Origin of the sequence: Pilosibacter rotomagensis (assembly GCF_045062245.2) — a bacterium.
In the GTDB taxonomy this organism is placed as follows: domain Bacteria; phylum Bacillota; class Clostridia; order Lachnospirales; family Lachnospiraceae; genus Pilosibacter.
On the sequence record NZ_CM170323.1, the window covers coordinates 232514 to 250413 of the forward strand.

Below are 17900 nucleotides of genomic sequence, written 5' to 3' on the forward strand. Positions count from 1 at the left end.
TACTCGTACACGAATTGCAAGAAAAAGACTTACTGGTTTGTGATCATTTTTTTCAGATTCTCAAAAAGCTCCAGATCGGATTTTGTCACGCGGATGTTGGAGGCAAGTTCCTTTCCGTCCGGTTCGATAACTTTAAATTCGATGATCATGTTTTCCTGAATGCCATGTTTGTAGACCGCACGCCAGAAAGCCGGGAATTTCGGATGATTTCTGGTAAAGGTCTGCCAGGAGCTTTTGAACTGCAGAAACATCATTGGATTTATACTCAAAATATTTTCCTCTTTCCTAAAATTGTGTTTCGGATAGTCACGCAGCGGGTCAAATGGACGCCGATGCCACTGTTTGCGCAAGGCACGAACAGTAGCATGCGGATGAATTCCAGTATAAAATATTTGAGCAGGAATTGCAAGATATGGGAATAGTATGCTACAATTAGCACTGAGAAAGTGGTTGCTGTATACGGATCGGAATTTTCCGAACTGAAAATTCTGCCCAATACAGCGGTGGATTTTGCCGATCTGGAATGCGAAGCATCGGCAAAACGATGGTCAGCAGTTGTAAAGGAGCGAGATACAATGCTGGAGGACGCAAAAAAACGGATGGCCGAAAATGTCATTTGTAATTTGAAAAAAAGAAACATGGAGGGGATCTATTGCCGGGATAAGAAAGCGGCAGTGGAAACGGTCCTCTCGCTGATCGAACCCGGTGCTTCCATCGGCTGGGGCGGCTCGGCATCGATCCGGGAGCTGGGAATCCTGGCTGAATTGGAAAAATTCGGGCATGAGATGCGGGATTACCCGATGAAAGATAAAGAGACGATGGGAAATCCGTCATATCTCGGCTCCTGCAGTGCGGACTGTTTCCTTATGGGAACGAATGCGATCACTGTAAAAGGTGAACTGGTCAATATTGACGGTGCGGGAAACCGTGTGGCCTGTCTGATCCATGGACCAAAGCAGGTGATTATTGTTGTCGGAATGAATAAGATAGTGCGGAGTATTGAGGATGGGATCGACCGTATCCAGACGCAGGCTTGTCCGATCATTGCAGATGCTACCGGCCGGAAAACGCCATGTGGTGTAAAGGGAGTCTGCATGGACTGCCAGTCCCCCGACTGTATGTGCTGTTCGATCGTTGTTACACGGAGATCCCGATATGACGGACGGATCAAGGTTGTGATCGTTGGGGAAAATTTAGGCTATTAAAATAAGATTACTGGAGGAACCCAATGTTTTTTATTGGCGGAATTACTCAGGGGACAAAAGAACTGGTTTATAACGCGGCGGCGATGATCTGTGGCCGCTGCGGGAGATATGGACGGTATCAGGTGTTTATGACCTATATGTGCCTGTCCTTTTTCTTTATTCCGATCTTCAAATGGGGACGGAAATATTATGTGAAGACAAGCTGCTGCGGGACCGTTTACCAGCTGGACGAGGAAGTCGGAAAGCGGATCGCCGCGGGAGAGGATGTGCCGATCCGGGAGGAAGACCTTATCCTTGTCTCCGAGGGGCATGATGCCCCGGCCTGGGAGGTGCCGGTGAAGCGGTGTTCAAACTGTGGCTATGAGACGAAGGAAAATTTTGAATATTGCCCGAAGTGCGGAAAGAGGTTTTAAGACATGAAGATCACATACATTCATCACAGCGCATTTCTTGTGGAGACGGAATCGGTATATCTGTTGTTTGACTATTTTCAGGGAAATCTACCGGAGCTTTCAGAGAAGAAGCCGCTTTATGTGTTCGCCAGCCACAGACATCCGGATCATTTTTCAAAGGTGATCTTTGAACTGGAGGAGAAACATCCGAAGATCCATTATATTCTGGCATTTGATATCTGGAGTAAGCGGGTTCCGGAATCTTGTAAAGGAAAGACAGAATTTTTAAATCCGGGGCAGGTGCTGGATGATGGAACGCTGAAGGTCGAGGGATTTAAGTCCACGGATGAGGGCGTCGCGTTCTGGTGCAGTGTGGATGGTCTGGAGATCTACCATGCAGGCGACCTGAATCACTGGTACTGGGATGGGGAAGATTCGCAGTGGAATAAGAATATGGCGAAAGCGTATCAGAAAGAGATCTCGAAGATGCATGGGCGGACGGCGGATATTGCGTTTTTACCGCTGGATCCGAGACTCGGTGAATATTTTTACTTGGGAATCGATGATTTCGTGAAGGAAGTCGACGCGAAACATATTTTCCCGATGCACTTCTGGGGGGAATACGATGTGGCGGAGCGGCTGAAAAAAATGCCGTGTTCGGCGGGATACCGTGACAGGATCGTTGAGATCCATGAAGAGGGAGAAGGCTGGGAAATCTGAGAGGGGGAATAAAATGCAGCTTGCGACCTCAATGAATATCGGGAAAGTGATGGATGAAGAAGCGAAAAGAGAACGGTTTGCTTCCTGGTATATTACATTACCTGGAATTCCTGAGTACGAAAAAGAAATGATAGAGAAGTCATTGAAATATAACGTGTGGAAAGAACTCATAACACTATTCGTTATTTATATGATCTTATCATTGATATGGTTTTTCGGCGCTGGGCTGTATGATCCTTTTCAGAGCATAACGGGCTATAAACTCACAGGAAAAAAGAATGTCATCGCAGTTGTACAGGAAGATGGACAGTCATTGCGTCTGAAAGATCCAAATAAAGGTGAGCATGTACAGTATACACTTGCCGAACTTGGAATGGATCCGGTACAGTATTCTTACGGAAACAGGCTTCAGACATACTGGGAGAAGGAAACGGATGGTGAGTATCATTTCCTTGCCATACTGCCGGAAAAACAGGTATCGAAAATAGAAGGCCTTTATTACGGGGTGATAGGAGTCGGATATTTTACGATTCTTATTGGCGGAATCAGCGTATTTTTCATTCGAAGGAAGCGGTACACGGGATGGTTCCTGCGTTTCTACGATAGGCTGGAAAAGTTTTATTCAGAGCATGCTGTCTGGAGAAAGTACAGTGTTGAAGAGGGATATGACACGATAGATGCCATTATTGCTTACGGAAATAAAAATCAGCCATCCTTTGTAAAAAAATTTTCTTGTACCCGGCTTACAAGAGAGGAAGAGAAGAAAAAGAAATCAAAGATAATCGCTGTATGGTTGACGACTATAGCTGGCATGACAGGAATCATACTGATCATTTCACTGCAGGTGAGTATTGCGTCAGAAATCGAACAAAGGAAAAATGAGGCAAGGACGGCAGCTGTTTTAGAAAAACTGCAGGCTGCAATCAACGGAAAAAGGCCCGGTCCTGCTGATGGATCAGAAAGTTACAGCTATGCAGATATGATCGACCGGGCGAGAAATACATTTCCGGAAGAAGATGTTTACTACAAGCTTCTGACAACGGAAGAGTACGTTGCTCTAATTGTCACAACAAAGAAAAAACAAAATGTCTGCTTTGACCGGTATGTACCGGTACATGGCTCAATTGGCGAAGAGGGAACAGAGTATAAGCTTGCAATTTCTATGGTATCGGACGCAATCCAGCCGGATGACATTTTGCATAATTATACAGGGATTCTTTTGTCCCCGACATCGTAATGTGAAACAAATATAAATTGAGAGGAGAACACCATGAAATTCACATTTGCGCATAACAATTTTAATGTCACAGATCTTGACAAGTCCTTAAAATTCTATGAGGAAGCTCTTGGATTAAAGGAAGTAAGAAGAAAAGAAGCGGCGGACGGGAGCTTTATCCTGGTATACCTCGGAGACGGCGTGACACCGCACCAGTTAGAGCTCACATGGCTCAGGGACTGGGAGAAAGATCACTATGATCTTGGAGACAACGAGTTCCATCTTGCATTCCGGGTAGATGATTTCGAGGCGGCTCACGCAAAGCACAAAGAGATGGGATGCATTTGCTTTGAAAATGAGAAGATGGGGATCTACTTTATCACAGATCCGGATAATTACTGGCTGGAGATCGTGCCGACAAGAAAATAATGAAAAGGTCCGACAGCCAGATATATGAAAAATTCACACATCAGGCAGAGATGACGGAAACTGTTCTCACTGGAAAAATAGCAGCCGGTCAGGGATAGGAAACATAGAAACAGATAAAACAGGAGGAGCTAAGATGATTCTGATTAAAAACGGGCGTGTAGTAGACGCAAAGAGCAATACAGACGAGGTTCTGGACGTTGTCATTGATGGCGGAAAGATAAAGACCATCGGAAAAGTGGAAGATGACGGAAGCTATGAGCAGGTGATCGATGCAGACGGCTGTGTCGTAGCGCCGGGCCTCATTGACGTCCATGTTCACTTCCGTGATCCGGGACTTACATACAAAGAGGATATCCAGACAGGTTCCGCCGCAGCGAAAAAAGGCGGATACACAACGGTTGTCACCATGGCAAATACAAAACCGCCGGTAGACAATGTGGAGACCGTAAAATATATCATCGAAGAAGGAAAGAAGACAGGGATCAATGTTCTTCCTGCCGCATGCGTTTCTGTTGGAATGAAGGGTCAGGAGCTCACGGATATGGACGCTTTAAAGGCAGCAGGAGCCGTTGGATTCACAGACGATGGAATCCCGCTGATGAACGAGAAACTCGTCTACGAGGCCATGAAGAAGGCGAAAGAGTTAAATGTACCGCTGAGCTTCCATGAGGAAGACCCGGCATTCATCTCCGAGAACGGAATCAACGCCGGGGCTGTCGCAAAAGAGCTTGGAATCACAGGTTCCCCGGCACTTGCTGAGGATTCTCTCGTGGCCCGTGACTGCATGATCGCCCTGCACACAGGCGCGTCAGTCAATATCCAGCATATCAGCTCCGCCACATCCGTAAAGGCTGTGAAGCTCGCAAAAGAGCTGGGAGCAGATGTGACAGCGGAGGTTACACCGCATCACTTTACATTAGATGAGACGGCAGTGCTCGAACACGGCGCTATGGCGAAGATGAACCCGCCGCTCAGGACCGCGAAGGACCGCGCGGGGATCATTGAGGGAATCAAGGACGGCTCCATCGATATGATCGCCACAGACCATGCACCGCACAGCATGGAGGAAAAGGCAGTTCTCCCGGTATGGAAAGCGCCGAGCGGAATCATCGGTCTTGAGACCGCTCTCGGACTTGCTGTGACAGAGCTTGTGAAGAAAGGCCATCTGACCACCATGCAGCTTGTCGAGAAGATGTGCGTAAACCCGGCGAAGTTGTATCACTTTGATAAAGGATACCTCGCAGAGGGCGGAGATGCCGATATCGTGATCTTCAACGAGGACGAGGAGTGGACCGTCACAGACGATGAGATCGCATCCAAGTCCCACAACACGCCGTTTATCGGAACAAAACTTTTCGGACGTGTGAAGTATACGATCTGCGGTGGAAAGATTGTATACAAGGATTAAGAACATACAGCAGAGCTCCCTGGCATCGGGCTGATAAGACTCAGAGAATCCGGTTGGGGCTGGGAGCTGGGGAGTGCAGCTGTTTTCAGCAATGCAGGAGGAGGCAAAGCTAAGAATTGTGAGAAATAAAGAACAGGAGAAAACAAGTCATGAAAAAATACCAGGTGCTTCTTTTTGATGTGGATGGAACACTTCTGGACTTCGACAAGGCAGAGAGGATCGGCATCGAGCGGGTACTTACCCACTTTGGCGTACCGGCTACAGAGGAGAACGTGCAGAAGTACCACCATCTGAACAAAAGCTACTGGCAGAAGTTAGAGCGCGGGGAGATCACGAGAGAGCAGGTGTTAAGCCTGCGATTTGAGGACTTCTTCGGTGACTTTGGAATCAGGGTAAACGGCGCGGAGGTCGACAGTTTGTATCGCCAGACATTAAATGAGAGCGCGTTCCTTCTGGACGGTGTTATGGATCTTCTCAACGGCTTAAAGGATCGCTATGAGCTTCATATCGTTACAAACGGTGTCGCTGAGACCCAGTATAAACGTCTCGCGGCAGCAGGCCTGGACAAGCTGTTTCAGGGAATCTACGTTTCCGAGGAATCCGGATACCAGAAACCGCAGCAGGAGTATTTTGATTACTGCTTTGAAAAGATGGGCAGAAACGATGTGGAGAACATGCTGATCATCGGTGACTCCCTGACTTCTGACATCCGTGGAGGAAACAATGCCGGAATCGATACTCTGTGGTACAATCCGCACCACCAGGAGAACACGGCCGGGGTGCATGTGGATTACGAGGCGGATACGTTGGAAAAGATAGGTGAGATGCTGAGTTAATTTCGGAAAGACAGCAGCAGGCAATTTTTTGAAAAGTTATGTAAACTAAAAGCGTCTGGAATGAGATAAAATCCATGGAAAATCATTTTGAAGGCTGGTTTTAATGCTGGTACCTTTCAAAATTGCAAAAAGTCATAGCAATACTGAGAAACATTGTCAGACATCTTGACAAATACGAGGATTTTTCTTATAATTAAGCTTTCCCGGAGAGCATTGTCCGCCGCATACGGATCCGGTGAAGGGACAGAAAGAGCGGCGGCGAATATATAGAAATGAGGGGTGTATTTCATGAACAAGAACACGACAGATATCACATTATCAGCTTACTTTAACGACATCGTGATCGGATATTACGAGGACGAGGATCTGGTAAAACAGTTTGGAAGACAGCTTGGTTTCGACGTGGATATGGACACCTTTATGGCGGTATCTTTCCAGTATCCGTCTGATATGAACGTAAAACCGGAAGACCGTGAGAAGCTCACAGACGCTGCAAACGCGATCATCGCTCTCTCCGATATCAACAGAAAGATCGGTGGAAAGCAGATCATCACATGTGACAGCGGTGACTGTGTGATCCTGGTCATGAAGGATAAATCCGCAATGCGTGACCTGATCCCGCAGATCAAGGAGACAGCCCTTGAACAGGTAGAAAAGATCAACTCTGACAGAAAGATCCGCGTCGGCATCGGTACGATCGAGAGTGGAATCAAGGGAATCAAGCATACATACAGCAATGCCCAGGATGCGGTAAAGGCCGGCGAGATCTTCAAGAAAGACCGTGTGATCCTTGAATACATGGGTATGGAGATTTACAGCAGCATCAACCAGATGGTTGTAAACTTCGGTGACCGCCTTACCAGAACCGTATTAAAACAGCTCGGTGAGACTGAGAAGCGGGTTCTCGCGAAATACTACAAATGCAAAGAGGACATCGCTGAGACTGCAAGACAGCTCGGAATGTCTGAGGATGATGTAAAGACAAGCTTAAATATGGTCCGCATCAACACCGGACTTGACGTAAATGATACAGAGGATAACTTCAAGCTCCACTTTATCATGATCGCGAAGAAAGTCCTTGAAAACGACGAGAGAATCAAGAAGAATCGTTAATTCACCAGAAAGTTTCTGCTGCTGTCTGCGCATGGCATGAACAGCGGAGTGTAGAAGGTGGACGATACAGAAGAAATCAGCAACAGCCCTGCGCATAATATGTGCCGGGCTGTGAGCCGTTATGGACGGTAAAATGCTGAATGGTAAAAGACAAACCGGCGGGGATCTGCCGGACAGAAGGGGATACACATATGAAGACAATGCTGGAGCGCGGAGCCGGAATTTTAATGCCGGTGTCAAGTTTGCCGTCACCGTATGGAATCGGTACATTTGGCAGTGCGGCCTATGAGTTTGTGGACTTTTTGAAGAAGGCAAGACAGAAATACTGGCAGGTTCTGCCGGTCGGACCGACAAGCTACGGGGACAGCCCGTATCAGTCGTTTTCCGCGTTTGCGGGGAATCCGTATTTTATCGATCTGGACACACTGGTGAAAGAGGGACTTCTCACACAGGATGAGATCAACGCCTGCTACTGGGGCGATAATCCGACCCAGGTGGCATATGATGCAGTGTTCTGGTACCGTTTCCCGCTGCTTAAAAAAGCGTATGCGAGAAGTGAGTACCGGGAGGAACAGGGCTACGAGAAGTTCTGCATGGACAGCTGGTACTGGCTGAACGATTACGCGTTCTACATGGCACTAAAGTTCCATTTTGATAATAAAGAATGGCTGGCCTGGCCGGAAGACATCCGCTTCCGCAAAAAAGAGGCAGTGGAGTCCTACCGTGAGGAGTTAAAGGACGAGATCGACTTCTGGAAATTCCTGCAGTATAAGTTTTACCAGCAGTGGGGAAAACTCCGCACATACGCGAATGAACAGGGAATCTCCATCATCGGTGATATTCCGATCTATGTGGCGCTTGACAGTGCGGACGTCTGGACACATCCGGAATTATTCCTTCTGGACGAGGAAAACCTGACTCCGCTCAAGGTTGCCGGAGTTCCGCCGGATGCCTTCAGTGAGACGGGACAGCTCTGGGGCAACCCGCTGTACCGCTGGGATGTCCAGGAAAAGACAGATTTTGCATGGTGGAAGGAGCGTATGAAAGCGTCCGCCCGCCTGTATGATGTAGTCCGCATCGACCACTTTATCGGCGTGACCCAGTATTACGCGATCCCGGCCGGTTCCGAGGATGGAAAGACCGGAGAATGGTTAAAGGGACCGGGAAAGAAACTCACGGATGCGATCAACATGGTCATCGGGGACACGAAGATCATCGCGGAGGACCTCGGGATCTTTGTTCCGGAAGTCAAGGAACTTCTCGAGGAGACCGGCTATCCGGGAATGAAGATCATCGAGTTTGCATTCAGCGGTGACCGCTTCAACGAGCATCTCCCGCATATGTACTCTCCGAATTCTGTCGTTTACGGCGGAACCCACGACAATGAGACTCTGGTGGGCTATTTTAAGCCGGAAGAGCGCCAGTGGTGGGAATTACAGTACATTGCGGATTACATGGGCGTCTCCCATCAGCATGAGGTCGTAGACAAGGTCCTGAAGACCGCCTATGCGTCTGTCGCGAGTGTTGTCATCTTCCAGGCTCAGGATATCCTGAAACTGGACAACTGGGCGAGAATGAACACTCCGGGAACAGTTGGAAACAACTGGAGATGGAGAATGAAACCGGGCGAACTGAACCAGGATCACATCAACCATCTTTCATGGCTTGTGGATACATTTGGACGGTTCTGACGGTGCGGTCACAGGACAAAAATACCGAGTGACAGAGTCGGCTTTTGTCGATAACAACAGATGTGTGCCGTACGCGGTACAGTGCCGGAAAATAAGGAAAAACGGGCGGTTTGTAAGGGGAAAACAGACCGCCCGTTTCTTGGAAATTCGATTGACACCGGACCGGAATTGTGATATTGTTAAGTTAATTCCGATGCACTATTGAACTCACATGTTTTTGTAAGTCATTTGCGCGATACGATGAATTACAAAAGCATGTGAGTTTTTTGAAATAAAGACCATCAGCGATGTGTGGAGATTTCCAGTAGGGCTTAGTACGGAAAAATTCAATTTTTTATGGAGGTACCAAAATGAACAACGGTACAGTTAAGTGGTTCAATTCTGAGAAAGGCTACGGATTCATCTCCAACGACAACGGCGGCGACGACGTATTCGTACACTTCTCCGCAATCGTAGGCGACGGCTTCAAGACTCTTGAAGAGGGCCAGAAGGTTACTTTCGACACAGAGCAGGATCCGAAGAACAGCAAGAAGCTTCGCGCTGTTAACGTAGTTAAACTCTAATTCGAATAAAAGAGAAAACAAAGAGCTGCCGTTCCGGGAATATCCGGAGCGGCGGTTTTTTGTTTGTTTAACAGGAAATTCCGATGGAACTTCCTGTTAAATAAAAAGGCATTGCATGCCTAAGATGCGCGCTCGCGTGAAGATGAAGGATGTCGCAGGCGACCGCGCTCGGCGTGAGAATGTGCCAGGGCATATTCTTTTTATGATAGAAATTTCTGCACCTCTATAAAATTTCCCCCTAAAACAGGCTTTTTTCAAGAAAAGCCTTGCAAAATGCGGCATTTCCTAATAGAATAAGAAGGACTTTGGTAACTGCTCGGCTTGATTTTATGATTTGTGGACAGTTGCCATTTTGATTATGCCCGGATATATCGATCTGCGGCAGAGTGTTTGTGCCCGGCGCGGGATGCGCTAAGGCGCATTTTGTGTTATGATCCACATTGTACGTGGATCCGTAAGTATTTCACAGGTACCCCTTGTCAGTCAAAAGGAGATTTAGAAAATGATTAGTGCAAATAATGTGACACTCCGTGTCGGCAAAAAAGCTTTATTTGAAGACGTAAACATTAAATTTACAGAAGGAAACTGCTACGGTCTCATCGGTGCCAACGGTGCCGGAAAGTCCACATTCTTAAAGATCTTATCCGGTCAGCTCGAACCGACAAACGGTGAGGTTGTGATCACTCCGGGCCAGCGTCTTTCTTTCTTACAGCAGGACCACTTTAAATACGACGAATATACAGTTCTTGATACCGTTATCATGGGCAACAAGCGCCTCTACGATATCATGAAGGAAAAAGACGCGATCTACGCAAAAGAAGAGTTCACTGATGAGGACGGGATCAAGGCAGCAGAACTTGAGGGCGAGTTCGCAACAATGAACGGGTGGGAAGCAGAGTCTGACGCTGAGAACCTCTTAAACGGTCTCGGAATTGAGACAGAGCTCCACTACAAAATGATGAAAGACCTCCTCGGCGCGCAGAAGGTCAAGGTTCTCCTCGCACAGGCGTTATTCGGCAACCCGGATATCCTGCTCCTCGACGAGCCGACCAACCACCTGGATCTCGATGCGATCGCATGGCTCGAGGAGTTCCTGATCAACTTCGAGAACACGGTCATCGTTGTATCCCATGACCGTTACTTCTTAAACAAGGTCTGCACACAGATCGCTGATATCGACTACGGCAAGATTCAGCTCTATGCCGGAAACTACGACTTCTGGTTCGAGTCCAGCCAGTTAATGATCAAGCAGATGAAGGAAGCAAACAGAAAGAAAGAGGAGAAGATCAAAGAGTTACAGGAGTTCATCCAGAGATTCTCCGCGAACGCTTCCAAGTCCAAGCAGGCGACATCCAGAAAACGTGCCTTAGAGAAGATCGAGCTCGATGAGATCCGTCCGTCCAGCAGAAAATACCCGTATATCGACTTCCGCCCGGCGCGTGAGATCGGTAATGAAGTGCTTTCTGTTGAAGGACTTACAAAGACGATCGACGGTGTAAAGGTTCTCGACAACATCTCCTTTACACTCGGAAGAGAAGATAAAGTTGCACTTGTAGGCCCGAACGAGATCGCGAAGACAACACTCTTCAAGATCCTTGCAGGCGAGATGGAGCCGGATTCCGGAAGCTACAAATGGGGTCTCACAACGACTCAGGCGTACTTCCCGAAGGACAACAGCGCCGAGTTCAACAACGATGATACGATCGTAGACTGGCTGACCCAGTATTCCCCGGAAAAGGATGTTACTTATGTCCGCGGATTCCTCGGAAGAATGCTGTTTGCCGGTGAAGACGGTGTGAAGAAGGTAAAAGTTCTCTCCGGTGGTGAGAAAGTGCGCTGTATGCTCTCCAAGATGATGATCTCCGGCGCGAACGTGCTGATGTTCGATGAGCCGACTGACCATCTCGACATGGAGTCCATCACTGCGTTGAACAACGGAATGAAGAAGTTCCCGGGTGTGATCATCTTCTCCTCCCGTGACCACCAGGTTGTAGAGACAACTGCAAACCGTATCATGGAGATCGTCAACGGACAGCTGATCGATAAGATCACAACCTACGACGAGTACCTTGAGAGCGATGAGATGGCGAGAAAGAGATTCACATATACTCTTACTGAGAGCGAAGAGAATGATGACTGATCTTGCGGCCTGACTGATCTGCTATAAAAATCAGCAGCGTGTAAAAATAAAAAAGAGCACAGGTTCTGTGGATTCCATGGATTAAACTAAGGAATCTACAGAGCCTGTGCTTTTTTGATCAAATCAGTTTTCCCCGGCTTTTGCCAGGATCCCCTTCATTGAAACGATATATACGATGGCCGATACGACCGGTCCGGCGATATCGGAGACCGGTTCTGCAAAGAATGCCGCTTCCGCGCCGAACATTGCAGGCAGCAGGAACAGGGAGACGAAATATAAGCCCTTTCGGAAGAATGAGAGCGGCAGAGCGACCTGTACCTGACCGAGCCCGGTGAAACCGTCGACGATCTCATACTGGAACGCCAGCGGGATGATCGCCAGCGTGAAGATCCGGATCGCCCGGAGCGCCTCAGCGGCAACCGTCGGATCGGATGTAAAGAGACGGACGAACAGGCCGCCGACGGTGCGTGCGAGGATAAACAGCAAGGTGGTGTACGCCGCTGCCAAGATAAAGATATATTTCTGGGCACCTTTTACGCGGTCGGTGTTTCCTGCTCCGAAATTGTAAGCGAGGACCGCCTGGGTTCCGCTCGTGATGCCCCCGAGAGGCATAGTGACGACCAGCATGAAGCTCTGCGCGATCGTCGCGCAGGTGATGAGAAGATCGCCGCGTGCCGCACCGCCGTATTTCTGAAGGATCGCGTTCATCGTGATGATCATGACATTGTCCATCGCGATGATGATGAATGGGGTGAAGCCGATCGTCAGGATCCTGCGTATCAGCCGCCAGTCATAACCGCCGAAAGTGATGCGTACCGGCACAGTCTTTCCGAAGAGCGTTTTCAGCACGAAGGCGCAGCTTGCCGTCTGGGAGAGGACTGTTGCCGTCGCGGCGCCGGAGACACCCATGTGAAAACCGAAGATAAATACAGGATCCAGGACAATATTTAACACCGCACCGATGATGACGGAGTACATACCGGTTTTCGCAAATCCCTGACAGATGATAAACTGATTCATGCCGGTTGACATGAGCGCGAATACGGTCCCTGTCAGATAGATCGTAAAGTACGCGTTTGCGTAGGGCAGTGTGGTGTCGCTCGCACCGAAATACCGCAGCATCGGGATCCGGATCGGGTAGATACAGGCGACCATGAGGACAGAACACAGCGCGAGCATTAAAAAACAGTTGGCGAGGATCCGTTCGGCGGCCTTGTTATCGCCTTGTCCCATCTTCATGCTCATAAGCGGGGCACCGCCGATCCCGACGAGAAATGCGACGGAGCCGATCATCGTCACAACGGGACCGCAGACACCGGCCCCGGCGAGCGCCATATCGCCGGAAACAGGGATGTTTCCGATATACATGCGGTCAACGATGCTGTAAAGAACGCTGACAAACTGCGCCAGCATACTGGGGACCGCGATGCGGATCACAAGTTTTTTTATATTGTCACGGCCGAGATCATTTTCTGCTGCCATAATTACCTCCTGATGATTTACTCCAGGTCGAAAACAGGATGTGTGTAAGATCTGGTGTGATCCTGATCAGTGCAGGCTGAGATCAGCTGCATGTGGCTGTAAAAGACCTCTGAATGTGTCGGAACATGATCTTTTTCAGGATCACAGCCCATAGAGTATAGCACGATTTCCGGAAGCGGTAAATGGAATGAAAGAAGATTGTAAATTACTTTTTTCCGGGAAGAAGGATCTGGATTCGGCGGCATTTGTCAACAATGGGACAAAGAAATGTAAACTATAAAACAAAAACAAGTTGACAAATGGACGAAACATGCGTATGATATGGGAAGAGTCAATCATAACAATTCCATCTTGAGATACATATGCCGGAATGCAGAATCCAGAAGATCCACAGTTCAGATCACGGCAGCGGAAACGATGGATGTTGGGAGGAAAATAAAAATGGAAAACACAGCAGCAAAACACCACATGTCAACTGCACAGATGACGGTGACAGCGCTGATGACAGCGATCACCTGTATTCTTGCCCCGATGGCACTTCCGATCCCGGTAAGCCCGGTACCGATCAGTCTGACAAACCTGGTGATCTTCTTTATGGCATATATTCTTGGAACAAAGCTTTCCGTAGCGAGCTATGTCTTATATCTGCTCCTGGGAACCGTAGGACTTCCGGTATTCTCCGGATTTTCCGGCGGTGTCGGCAAGCTTCTCGGACCGACCGGCGGATATCTCATCGGTTTTATCTTCCTTGCAGCGATCGTCGGCTTCTTCGTTGAGAAGTTCCCGACAAAGATCTATATGCATGTGATCGGCATGATCCTCGGTATGGCAGTCTGCTACGCGTTTGGTACGGCATGGCTTGCAGGCCAGCTTGGAATGAGCTTTGTCGCAGGACTCGGAGTCGGCGTGATCCCGTATCTTCCGGGCGATACCGCAAAGATCATCATCGCGATCATCGCAGGACCGCAGATCCGCAAGGCAGTATCCAGATTCATGTAGGTATTTCATAAAACTCATATACATCTAAAAAAGTCCGCAGCAATTTTTATGCTGCGGACTTTTTGATGACCGGGGAAATTCGCGGAAGCTCCGATCCGGACAAAACCGGATCAATATCCGTAAGCCAGTGCGCCTCCATCAACCGCGAAATCCTGCCCGGTGATGTAGGTGGCACCATCGCTGATCAGGAACTTAGCCATTGCACCGAGATCCCTGGTATCGCCGAACGCATGAACCGGCATTCTTGCGAGGATCGCGGCTTTTCTTTCTGGAGTCATGACCTGCTTGTTCATCTCACTCGGGAACCAGCCCGGCGCGATGCTGTTGACACAGATGTTGTCGTTTGCCCACTCGATGGCGAGCCCGCGTGTCAGACCGCAGACCGCAGATTTGCTGACGCAGTACGGAACGACTTCGGTGAAGCCGAGATGCGCGGCCATGCTGCTGATATTGATGATGCGTCCTTTATGTTTGCTCTCTTTTAAATACGGGTAGCAGATCTGGCTCAATGCGAACAGACTTGTCACGTCCACATCCAGGATCTTTTTAAAGTCATCCATCGGGAAAACTTCCGCGCGTGCCTTTTTGGTGATCCCGGCATTGTTTACGAGAAAATCGAGACCGGATTTTCCTGCGATCTCTCCGATCAGCTTTTTCATTGCATCATAATCCGTGACATCTCCCTTTACATGGATCACGCCGGGAGCAGACGGCGCAAGACCTTCTTTTTCCTTTCCGGTACGGCTGATCACATATACGGTTGCCCCGTTTTCGGCCAGTACATTTGCGATCGCGTATCCGATCCCGCTGCTTCCGCCGGTAACGATACCGGTGCGTCCCTCAAATTCTTTCATGATGATATATGCCTCCTCAAAATCATAAAACAGATCGAAGATCTGTAGTTATAAGCTCTGGCAGCGATAGCTGTGACAGTTTTCGTTGATCAGATCCCAGTCGAGCTCGGCTCCGACACCAGGTTTGTCAGGTACATAGATATATCCGTCGCGGATCGGCAGATCACCTTTCATGGGAAGTCTGTAGTTATCTTCCGGGACAAAGTACTCGAAATATTTACAGTTCCGGATGCTGCAGCTTACATGCACGTTTGCAAGATCCATGTAATTCATGGTCGTTGTGTGGATCTCACAGTTTAATCCGAAGCTGTCTGCCATGTGAGCGATCTTTAAAGTCCCTGTGACGCCGTCCTTCCAGCTTACATCTGCGCGGACGATATCGGCTGCATGCTGTGCCACACTCTGCGCAACGCCCCAATGACAGCCTCTGGTCGTCTCTGTAGCGGCGATCGGGATGTCTACAGTCTTGCAGAGTTCGGTGTATTTGTAAAGTTCGAAATCGCGGAACGGCTCCTCAAACCATTCATATCCAAGCCGCTCCAGCTGTCTTGCGACACGGATGGCATCGTCCAGCGTATACTCGCCGACCGGGTCACTCATGAGCGTATAATCCGGACCAACGGCTTCCCGGACAGCTTCGTGGACTTTCATGTCAAATTCGACCGGTCCGCCCGGATGTGCCTTGTATCCTAAAATCCCTTTGCTCTTATAATAAAGTGCTTCGTCGACATATTCCTGCACAGTGGCGTGGAAATTTCCGCTGGCATATACCGGAAGCTTTGTGCGGTAAGCGCCGATATATTTATAAAGCGGAAGACCGGCTGCTTTTGCACACATATCCCAAAGTGCGACATCCACCGGACCCGGAAGAAATACGGGAAAAAATGCTTCATGACGGTCAACATTCCACAACTCATAAAAGATCGCCTCATGATCGTGCGGATCACGTCCGAGCAAGATCGGAGCGATACTGTCGTGGAGATAACTTTCGGTTACACCGCCGCTGCGGGCAGCCATACAGGTTGCGATCCCTTCGGTTCCGTCATCTGCGGTCAGCCGGATCGCGAAAACATCCCAACCCATTTTGGCGCCGCCCTGGCGTTTTTCGTCGAAGAGACATTTATCGCGGGTTACCCACCATGTCTCGAACTTTGTAATGATCATAATGATTCTCCTGAAATGAATAAAGTCTCTGCACTGTAAGATAAAAACTCCATTCCGGAAGTTTTCAGCGCAGAATGTCACAATTACACAACATAGATATATCACAATACCAAATTTGATGATTGAATTATATCACATATTGCACTATAATACAAATATAATATAGAAAATAAAGGAGAAAGTGCACAATGAGCAAGTGGAACGACGACAAAGAACTCTTTAAGCTTATGAAAGAAAAACTCTATACTCCGGTCGTAGGAGACATCCTTGATACCATGGGATATAATCACCAGTTCCTGCCTCCGGAGATCATGCCGTTAAAAGATGACATGAAACTGGCCGGGAGAGCGTGTACGATCCTGGAACATAATGTCTATGAAGCACAGAAAAAGCCGTTTGGACTTCTGACAGAAGCACTTGACCAGCTGAAGGAAGATGAGATCTATATAGCGACGGGAGCGGGAAACAGTGCTCTCTGGGGAGAACTTCTCACGGCGACAGCCAGGACACGCGGAGTTGTGGGAGCAGTTCTTGACGGATATACACGTGACACTCCGCAGGTCCTTGCACAGAATTTCCCGGTATTTGCAAGGGGACGCTGGGCACAGGACTCTTCGATCAGAACGAATGTGGTGGACTTCCGCTGCACGATCGAGATCGGCCAGGTTACGATCCACGATGGTGACATTGTGTTCGGAGATATGGACGGTGTGCTGATCATTCCGAAAGAAGTGGAAAAAGAATGTATCGAGAAGGCGTTTGAAAAAGCAGCGGGTGAGAAAAAAGTCCGCAGTGCGATCGAAGGCGGGATGAGCGCGACGGAAGCGTTTAAAGTATTTGGCATCCTGTAATAAAGCGGACGAATATTAAAAACGAAGACAAAAAAGACGGGCTGCCGTGATCCGGAATCGGATAATCCGATAGGGGATCACGGCAGCCTTTTGGTTTTATTGTCAGTTATCGTTTTCCATCATTTTCAGTGATTTGATCAGGGAGTGGTTGATGTGCAGGATGATCGCGTCCTGGACGGCATCTTCGTTCTCCCTTAAAAGCGCATCGATAATGGCGCGGTGCTGTTCAAGGTTGTCAACACGGTTCTGGTCATCCTTCAATGCGGCGTAGACGGCGAGACGCATCTGCTGGATCATCACAGACTGATACAGGTTGATCAGGATCTCGTTCCCGGTGATATCGACCAGATAGGAATGAAAAGAGGTATCGATCTGAAATTCATCATAATCCGGACCGGCGGCCGCCTTTTCAAACTGCTTCAGATATTCTAAAAGCCTGCTCTTGGAGTACATGGAGATATATTTCCTACAGACAGTCGGCTCGATCAGCTTACGTGTCTGATAGAGATCGTCGATACTTTTTTCGGTAAAAGGAGTGATCCGCATTCCCTTGCGCGGGAAAATGTCGATCAGATTCTCTGCCTGCAGCATGAGCAGCGCCTCGCGGAGTGGCGTTCTTCCAAAGGATGTCTCTTCCAGAAGCTGCTTTTCATTAAGTTCCTGTCCCGGCAGGTATTCACAGGATACAATCTTGCGATAGAGATATTCATATGCCTGATTTGTCAATGCTTCTGCCATTGTTCTCCTCCTTTTTGGTAAATATGCTGTAACAAGCATATATAATTTTGTGACAAATTGCAAGTGAAAATTCACAGAAATCCATTGAAATATATCACA

Annotated in this window: 18 protein-coding genes; 13 read left to right on the forward strand and 5 right to left on the reverse strand. The window is 48.5% G+C overall.

From position 1 onward, the window contains the following. Positions 1-29: 29 nt before the first annotated feature. Entirely contained in the window at positions 30-269 is a 240-nt protein-coding gene (locus ACI3EW_RS01075; protein WP_405578765.1) for a hypothetical protein, read from the reverse strand. 306 nt (positions 270-575) lie between these two features. Here ACI3EW_RS01075 and ACI3EW_RS01080 point away from each other — a divergent pair, with 306 nt between their 5' ends. From ACI3EW_RS01080 to ACI3EW_RS01130, 11 genes are all read left to right on the forward strand, one after another. Beyond that, positions 576-1205 (forward strand): lactate utilization protein, encoded by a 630-nt coding sequence (locus tag ACI3EW_RS01080; RefSeq protein WP_405578762.1) that lies wholly within the window; start codon positions 576-578, stop codon positions 1203-1205. A gap of 23 nt (positions 1206-1228) precedes the next feature. Beyond that, positions 1229-1618 (forward strand): zinc ribbon domain-containing protein, encoded by a 390-nt coding sequence (locus tag ACI3EW_RS01085; RefSeq protein WP_405578759.1) that lies wholly within the window; start codon positions 1229-1231, stop codon positions 1616-1618. A 3-nt stretch (positions 1619-1621) separates the two neighbouring features. Further along, entirely contained in the window at positions 1622-2317 is a 696-nt protein-coding gene (locus ACI3EW_RS01090; protein ID WP_405578756.1) for an MBL fold metallo-hydrolase, read from the forward strand. After that, on the forward strand, positions 2289-3554 hold the full coding sequence (locus ACI3EW_RS01095) for a hypothetical protein (protein ID WP_405578753.1): 1266 nt from the start codon (positions 2289-2291) through the stop codon (positions 3552-3554). The genes ACI3EW_RS01090 and ACI3EW_RS01095 overlap by 29 nt, the downstream gene beginning before the upstream one ends. A 33-nt stretch (positions 3555-3587) precedes the next feature. Next, positions 3588-3962, forward strand: coding sequence for a VOC family protein (locus tag ACI3EW_RS01100; RefSeq protein WP_015552238.1), 375 nt, complete (start codon positions 3588-3590; stop codon positions 3960-3962). Between the two features lie 133 nt (positions 3963-4095). Next, a complete protein-coding gene (locus ACI3EW_RS01105) occupies positions 4096-5370 on the forward strand; it encodes a dihydroorotase (protein ID WP_405578750.1) in 1275 nt (424 codons plus the stop codon). Positions 5371-5519: 149 nt separating this feature from the next. Further along, complete coding sequence (locus tag ACI3EW_RS01110; RefSeq protein WP_405578747.1) at positions 5520-6206, forward strand: YjjG family noncanonical pyrimidine nucleotidase; 687 nt, start codon at positions 5520-5522, stop codon at positions 6204-6206. 288 nt (positions 6207-6494) lie between these two features. Next, complete coding sequence (locus tag ACI3EW_RS01115) at positions 6495-7319, forward strand: hypothetical protein (RefSeq protein WP_405578744.1); 825 nt, start codon at positions 6495-6497, stop codon at positions 7317-7319. 191 nt (positions 7320-7510) lie between these two features. Further along, entirely contained in the window at positions 7511-9010 is a 1500-nt protein-coding gene (gene malQ, locus ACI3EW_RS01120) for a 4-alpha-glucanotransferase (RefSeq protein WP_329752595.1), read from the forward strand. Between the two features lie 350 nt (positions 9011-9360). Continuing rightward, entirely contained in the window at positions 9361-9573 is a 213-nt protein-coding gene (locus ACI3EW_RS01125) for a cold-shock protein (RefSeq protein WP_015552243.1), read from the forward strand. 502 nt (positions 9574-10075) lie between these two features. Further along, positions 10076-11713, forward strand: a complete 1638-nt coding sequence (locus tag ACI3EW_RS01130; RefSeq protein WP_118297534.1) for an ABC-F family ATP-binding cassette domain-containing protein — start codon at positions 10076-10078, stop codon at positions 11711-11713. 123 nt (positions 11714-11836) lie between these two features. Here ACI3EW_RS01130 and ACI3EW_RS01135 read toward each other — a convergent pair whose 3' ends face one another. Beyond that, positions 11837-13195 carry an MATE family efflux transporter gene (locus tag ACI3EW_RS01135; RefSeq protein WP_329752596.1) on the reverse strand — a complete coding sequence of 453 codons (1359 nt, stop codon included), beginning with the start codon at positions 13193-13195 and terminating at the stop codon, positions 11837-11839. A gap of 441 nt (positions 13196-13636) precedes the next feature. On the opposite strand from ACI3EW_RS01135, the gene ACI3EW_RS01140 reads away from it, so the two are divergent. Beyond that, on the forward strand, positions 13637-14194 hold the full coding sequence (locus ACI3EW_RS01140; RefSeq protein ID WP_118532689.1) for a biotin transporter BioY: 558 nt from the start codon (positions 13637-13639) through the stop codon (positions 14192-14194). A 110-nt stretch (positions 14195-14304) separates the two neighbouring features. Here the strand turns inward: ACI3EW_RS01140 and ACI3EW_RS01145 are convergent, their stop codons facing one another. Together ACI3EW_RS01145 and ACI3EW_RS01150 are read right to left on the reverse strand one after the other, a co-directional pair. Next, the gene (locus ACI3EW_RS01145) at positions 14305-15048 is read right to left on the reverse strand and encodes an SDR family NAD(P)-dependent oxidoreductase (protein ID WP_118298404.1); all 744 of its coding nucleotides are present in this window, start codon (positions 15046-15048) and stop codon (positions 14305-14307) included. 48 nt (positions 15049-15096) lie between these two features. After that, positions 15097-16212 (reverse strand): enolase C-terminal domain-like protein, encoded by a 1116-nt coding sequence (locus ACI3EW_RS01150; RefSeq protein WP_118298403.1) that lies wholly within the window; start codon positions 16210-16212, stop codon positions 15097-15099. Between the two features lie 188 nt (positions 16213-16400). Here ACI3EW_RS01150 and ACI3EW_RS01155 point away from each other — a divergent pair, with 188 nt between their 5' ends. Then, positions 16401-17063 carry an RraA family protein gene (locus tag ACI3EW_RS01155; RefSeq protein WP_405578736.1) on the forward strand — a complete coding sequence of 221 codons (663 nt, stop codon included), beginning with the start codon at positions 16401-16403 and terminating at the stop codon, positions 17061-17063. 102 nt (positions 17064-17165) lie between these two features. On the opposite strand, the gene ACI3EW_RS01160 is transcribed toward ACI3EW_RS01155, so the two are convergent. After that, positions 17166-17801, reverse strand: a complete 636-nt coding sequence (locus ACI3EW_RS01160; protein WP_118298401.1) for a GntR family transcriptional regulator — start codon at positions 17799-17801, stop codon at positions 17166-17168. Positions 17802-17900: the final 99 nt, after the last annotated feature.

Coding starts and splice junctions, on each gene's coding strand:
- ACI3EW_RS01080 (WP_405578762.1), top strand. CDS start 576: ATGCTGGAGGACGCAAAAAAACGGATGGCCGAAAATGTCATTTGTAAT.
- ACI3EW_RS01085 (WP_405578759.1), top strand. CDS start 1,229: ATGTTTTTTATTGGCGGAATTACTCAGGGGACAAAAGAACTGGTTTAT.
- ACI3EW_RS01090 (WP_405578756.1), top strand. CDS start 1,622: ATGAAGATCACATACATTCATCACAGCGCATTTCTTGTGGAGACGGAA.
- ACI3EW_RS01095 (WP_405578753.1), top strand. CDS start 2,289: ATGAAGAGGGAGAAGGCTGGGAAATCTGAGAGGGGGAATAAAATGCAG.
- ACI3EW_RS01100 (WP_015552238.1), top strand. CDS start 3,588: ATGAAATTCACATTTGCGCATAACAATTTTAATGTCACAGATCTTGAC.
- ACI3EW_RS01105 (WP_405578750.1), top strand. CDS start 4,096: ATGATTCTGATTAAAAACGGGCGTGTAGTAGACGCAAAGAGCAATACA.
- ACI3EW_RS01110 (WP_405578747.1), top strand. CDS start 5,520: ATGAAAAAATACCAGGTGCTTCTTTTTGATGTGGATGGAACACTTCTG.
- ACI3EW_RS01115 (WP_405578744.1), top strand. CDS start 6,495: ATGAACAAGAACACGACAGATATCACATTATCAGCTTACTTTAACGAC.
- malQ (WP_329752595.1), top strand. CDS start 7,511: ATGAAGACAATGCTGGAGCGCGGAGCCGGAATTTTAATGCCGGTGTCA.
- ACI3EW_RS01125 (WP_015552243.1), top strand. CDS start 9,361: ATGAACAACGGTACAGTTAAGTGGTTCAATTCTGAGAAAGGCTACGGA.
- ACI3EW_RS01130 (WP_118297534.1), top strand. CDS start 10,076: ATGATTAGTGCAAATAATGTGACACTCCGTGTCGGCAAAAAAGCTTTA.
- ACI3EW_RS01135 (WP_329752596.1), bottom strand. CDS start 13,195: ATGGCAGCAGAAAATGATCTCGGCCGTGACAATATAAAAAAACTTGTG.
- ACI3EW_RS01140 (WP_118532689.1), top strand. CDS start 13,637: ATGGAAAACACAGCAGCAAAACACCACATGTCAACTGCACAGATGACG.
- ACI3EW_RS01145 (WP_118298404.1), bottom strand. CDS start 15,048: ATGAAAGAATTTGAGGGACGCACCGGTATCGTTACCGGCGGAAGCAGC.
- ACI3EW_RS01150 (WP_118298403.1), bottom strand. CDS start 16,212: ATGATCATTACAAAGTTCGAGACATGGTGGGTAACCCGCGATAAATGT.
- ACI3EW_RS01155 (WP_405578736.1), top strand. CDS start 16,401: ATGAGCAAGTGGAACGACGACAAAGAACTCTTTAAGCTTATGAAAGAA.
- ACI3EW_RS01160 (WP_118298401.1), bottom strand. CDS start 17,801: ATGGCAGAAGCATTGACAAATCAGGCATATGAATATCTCTATCGCAAG.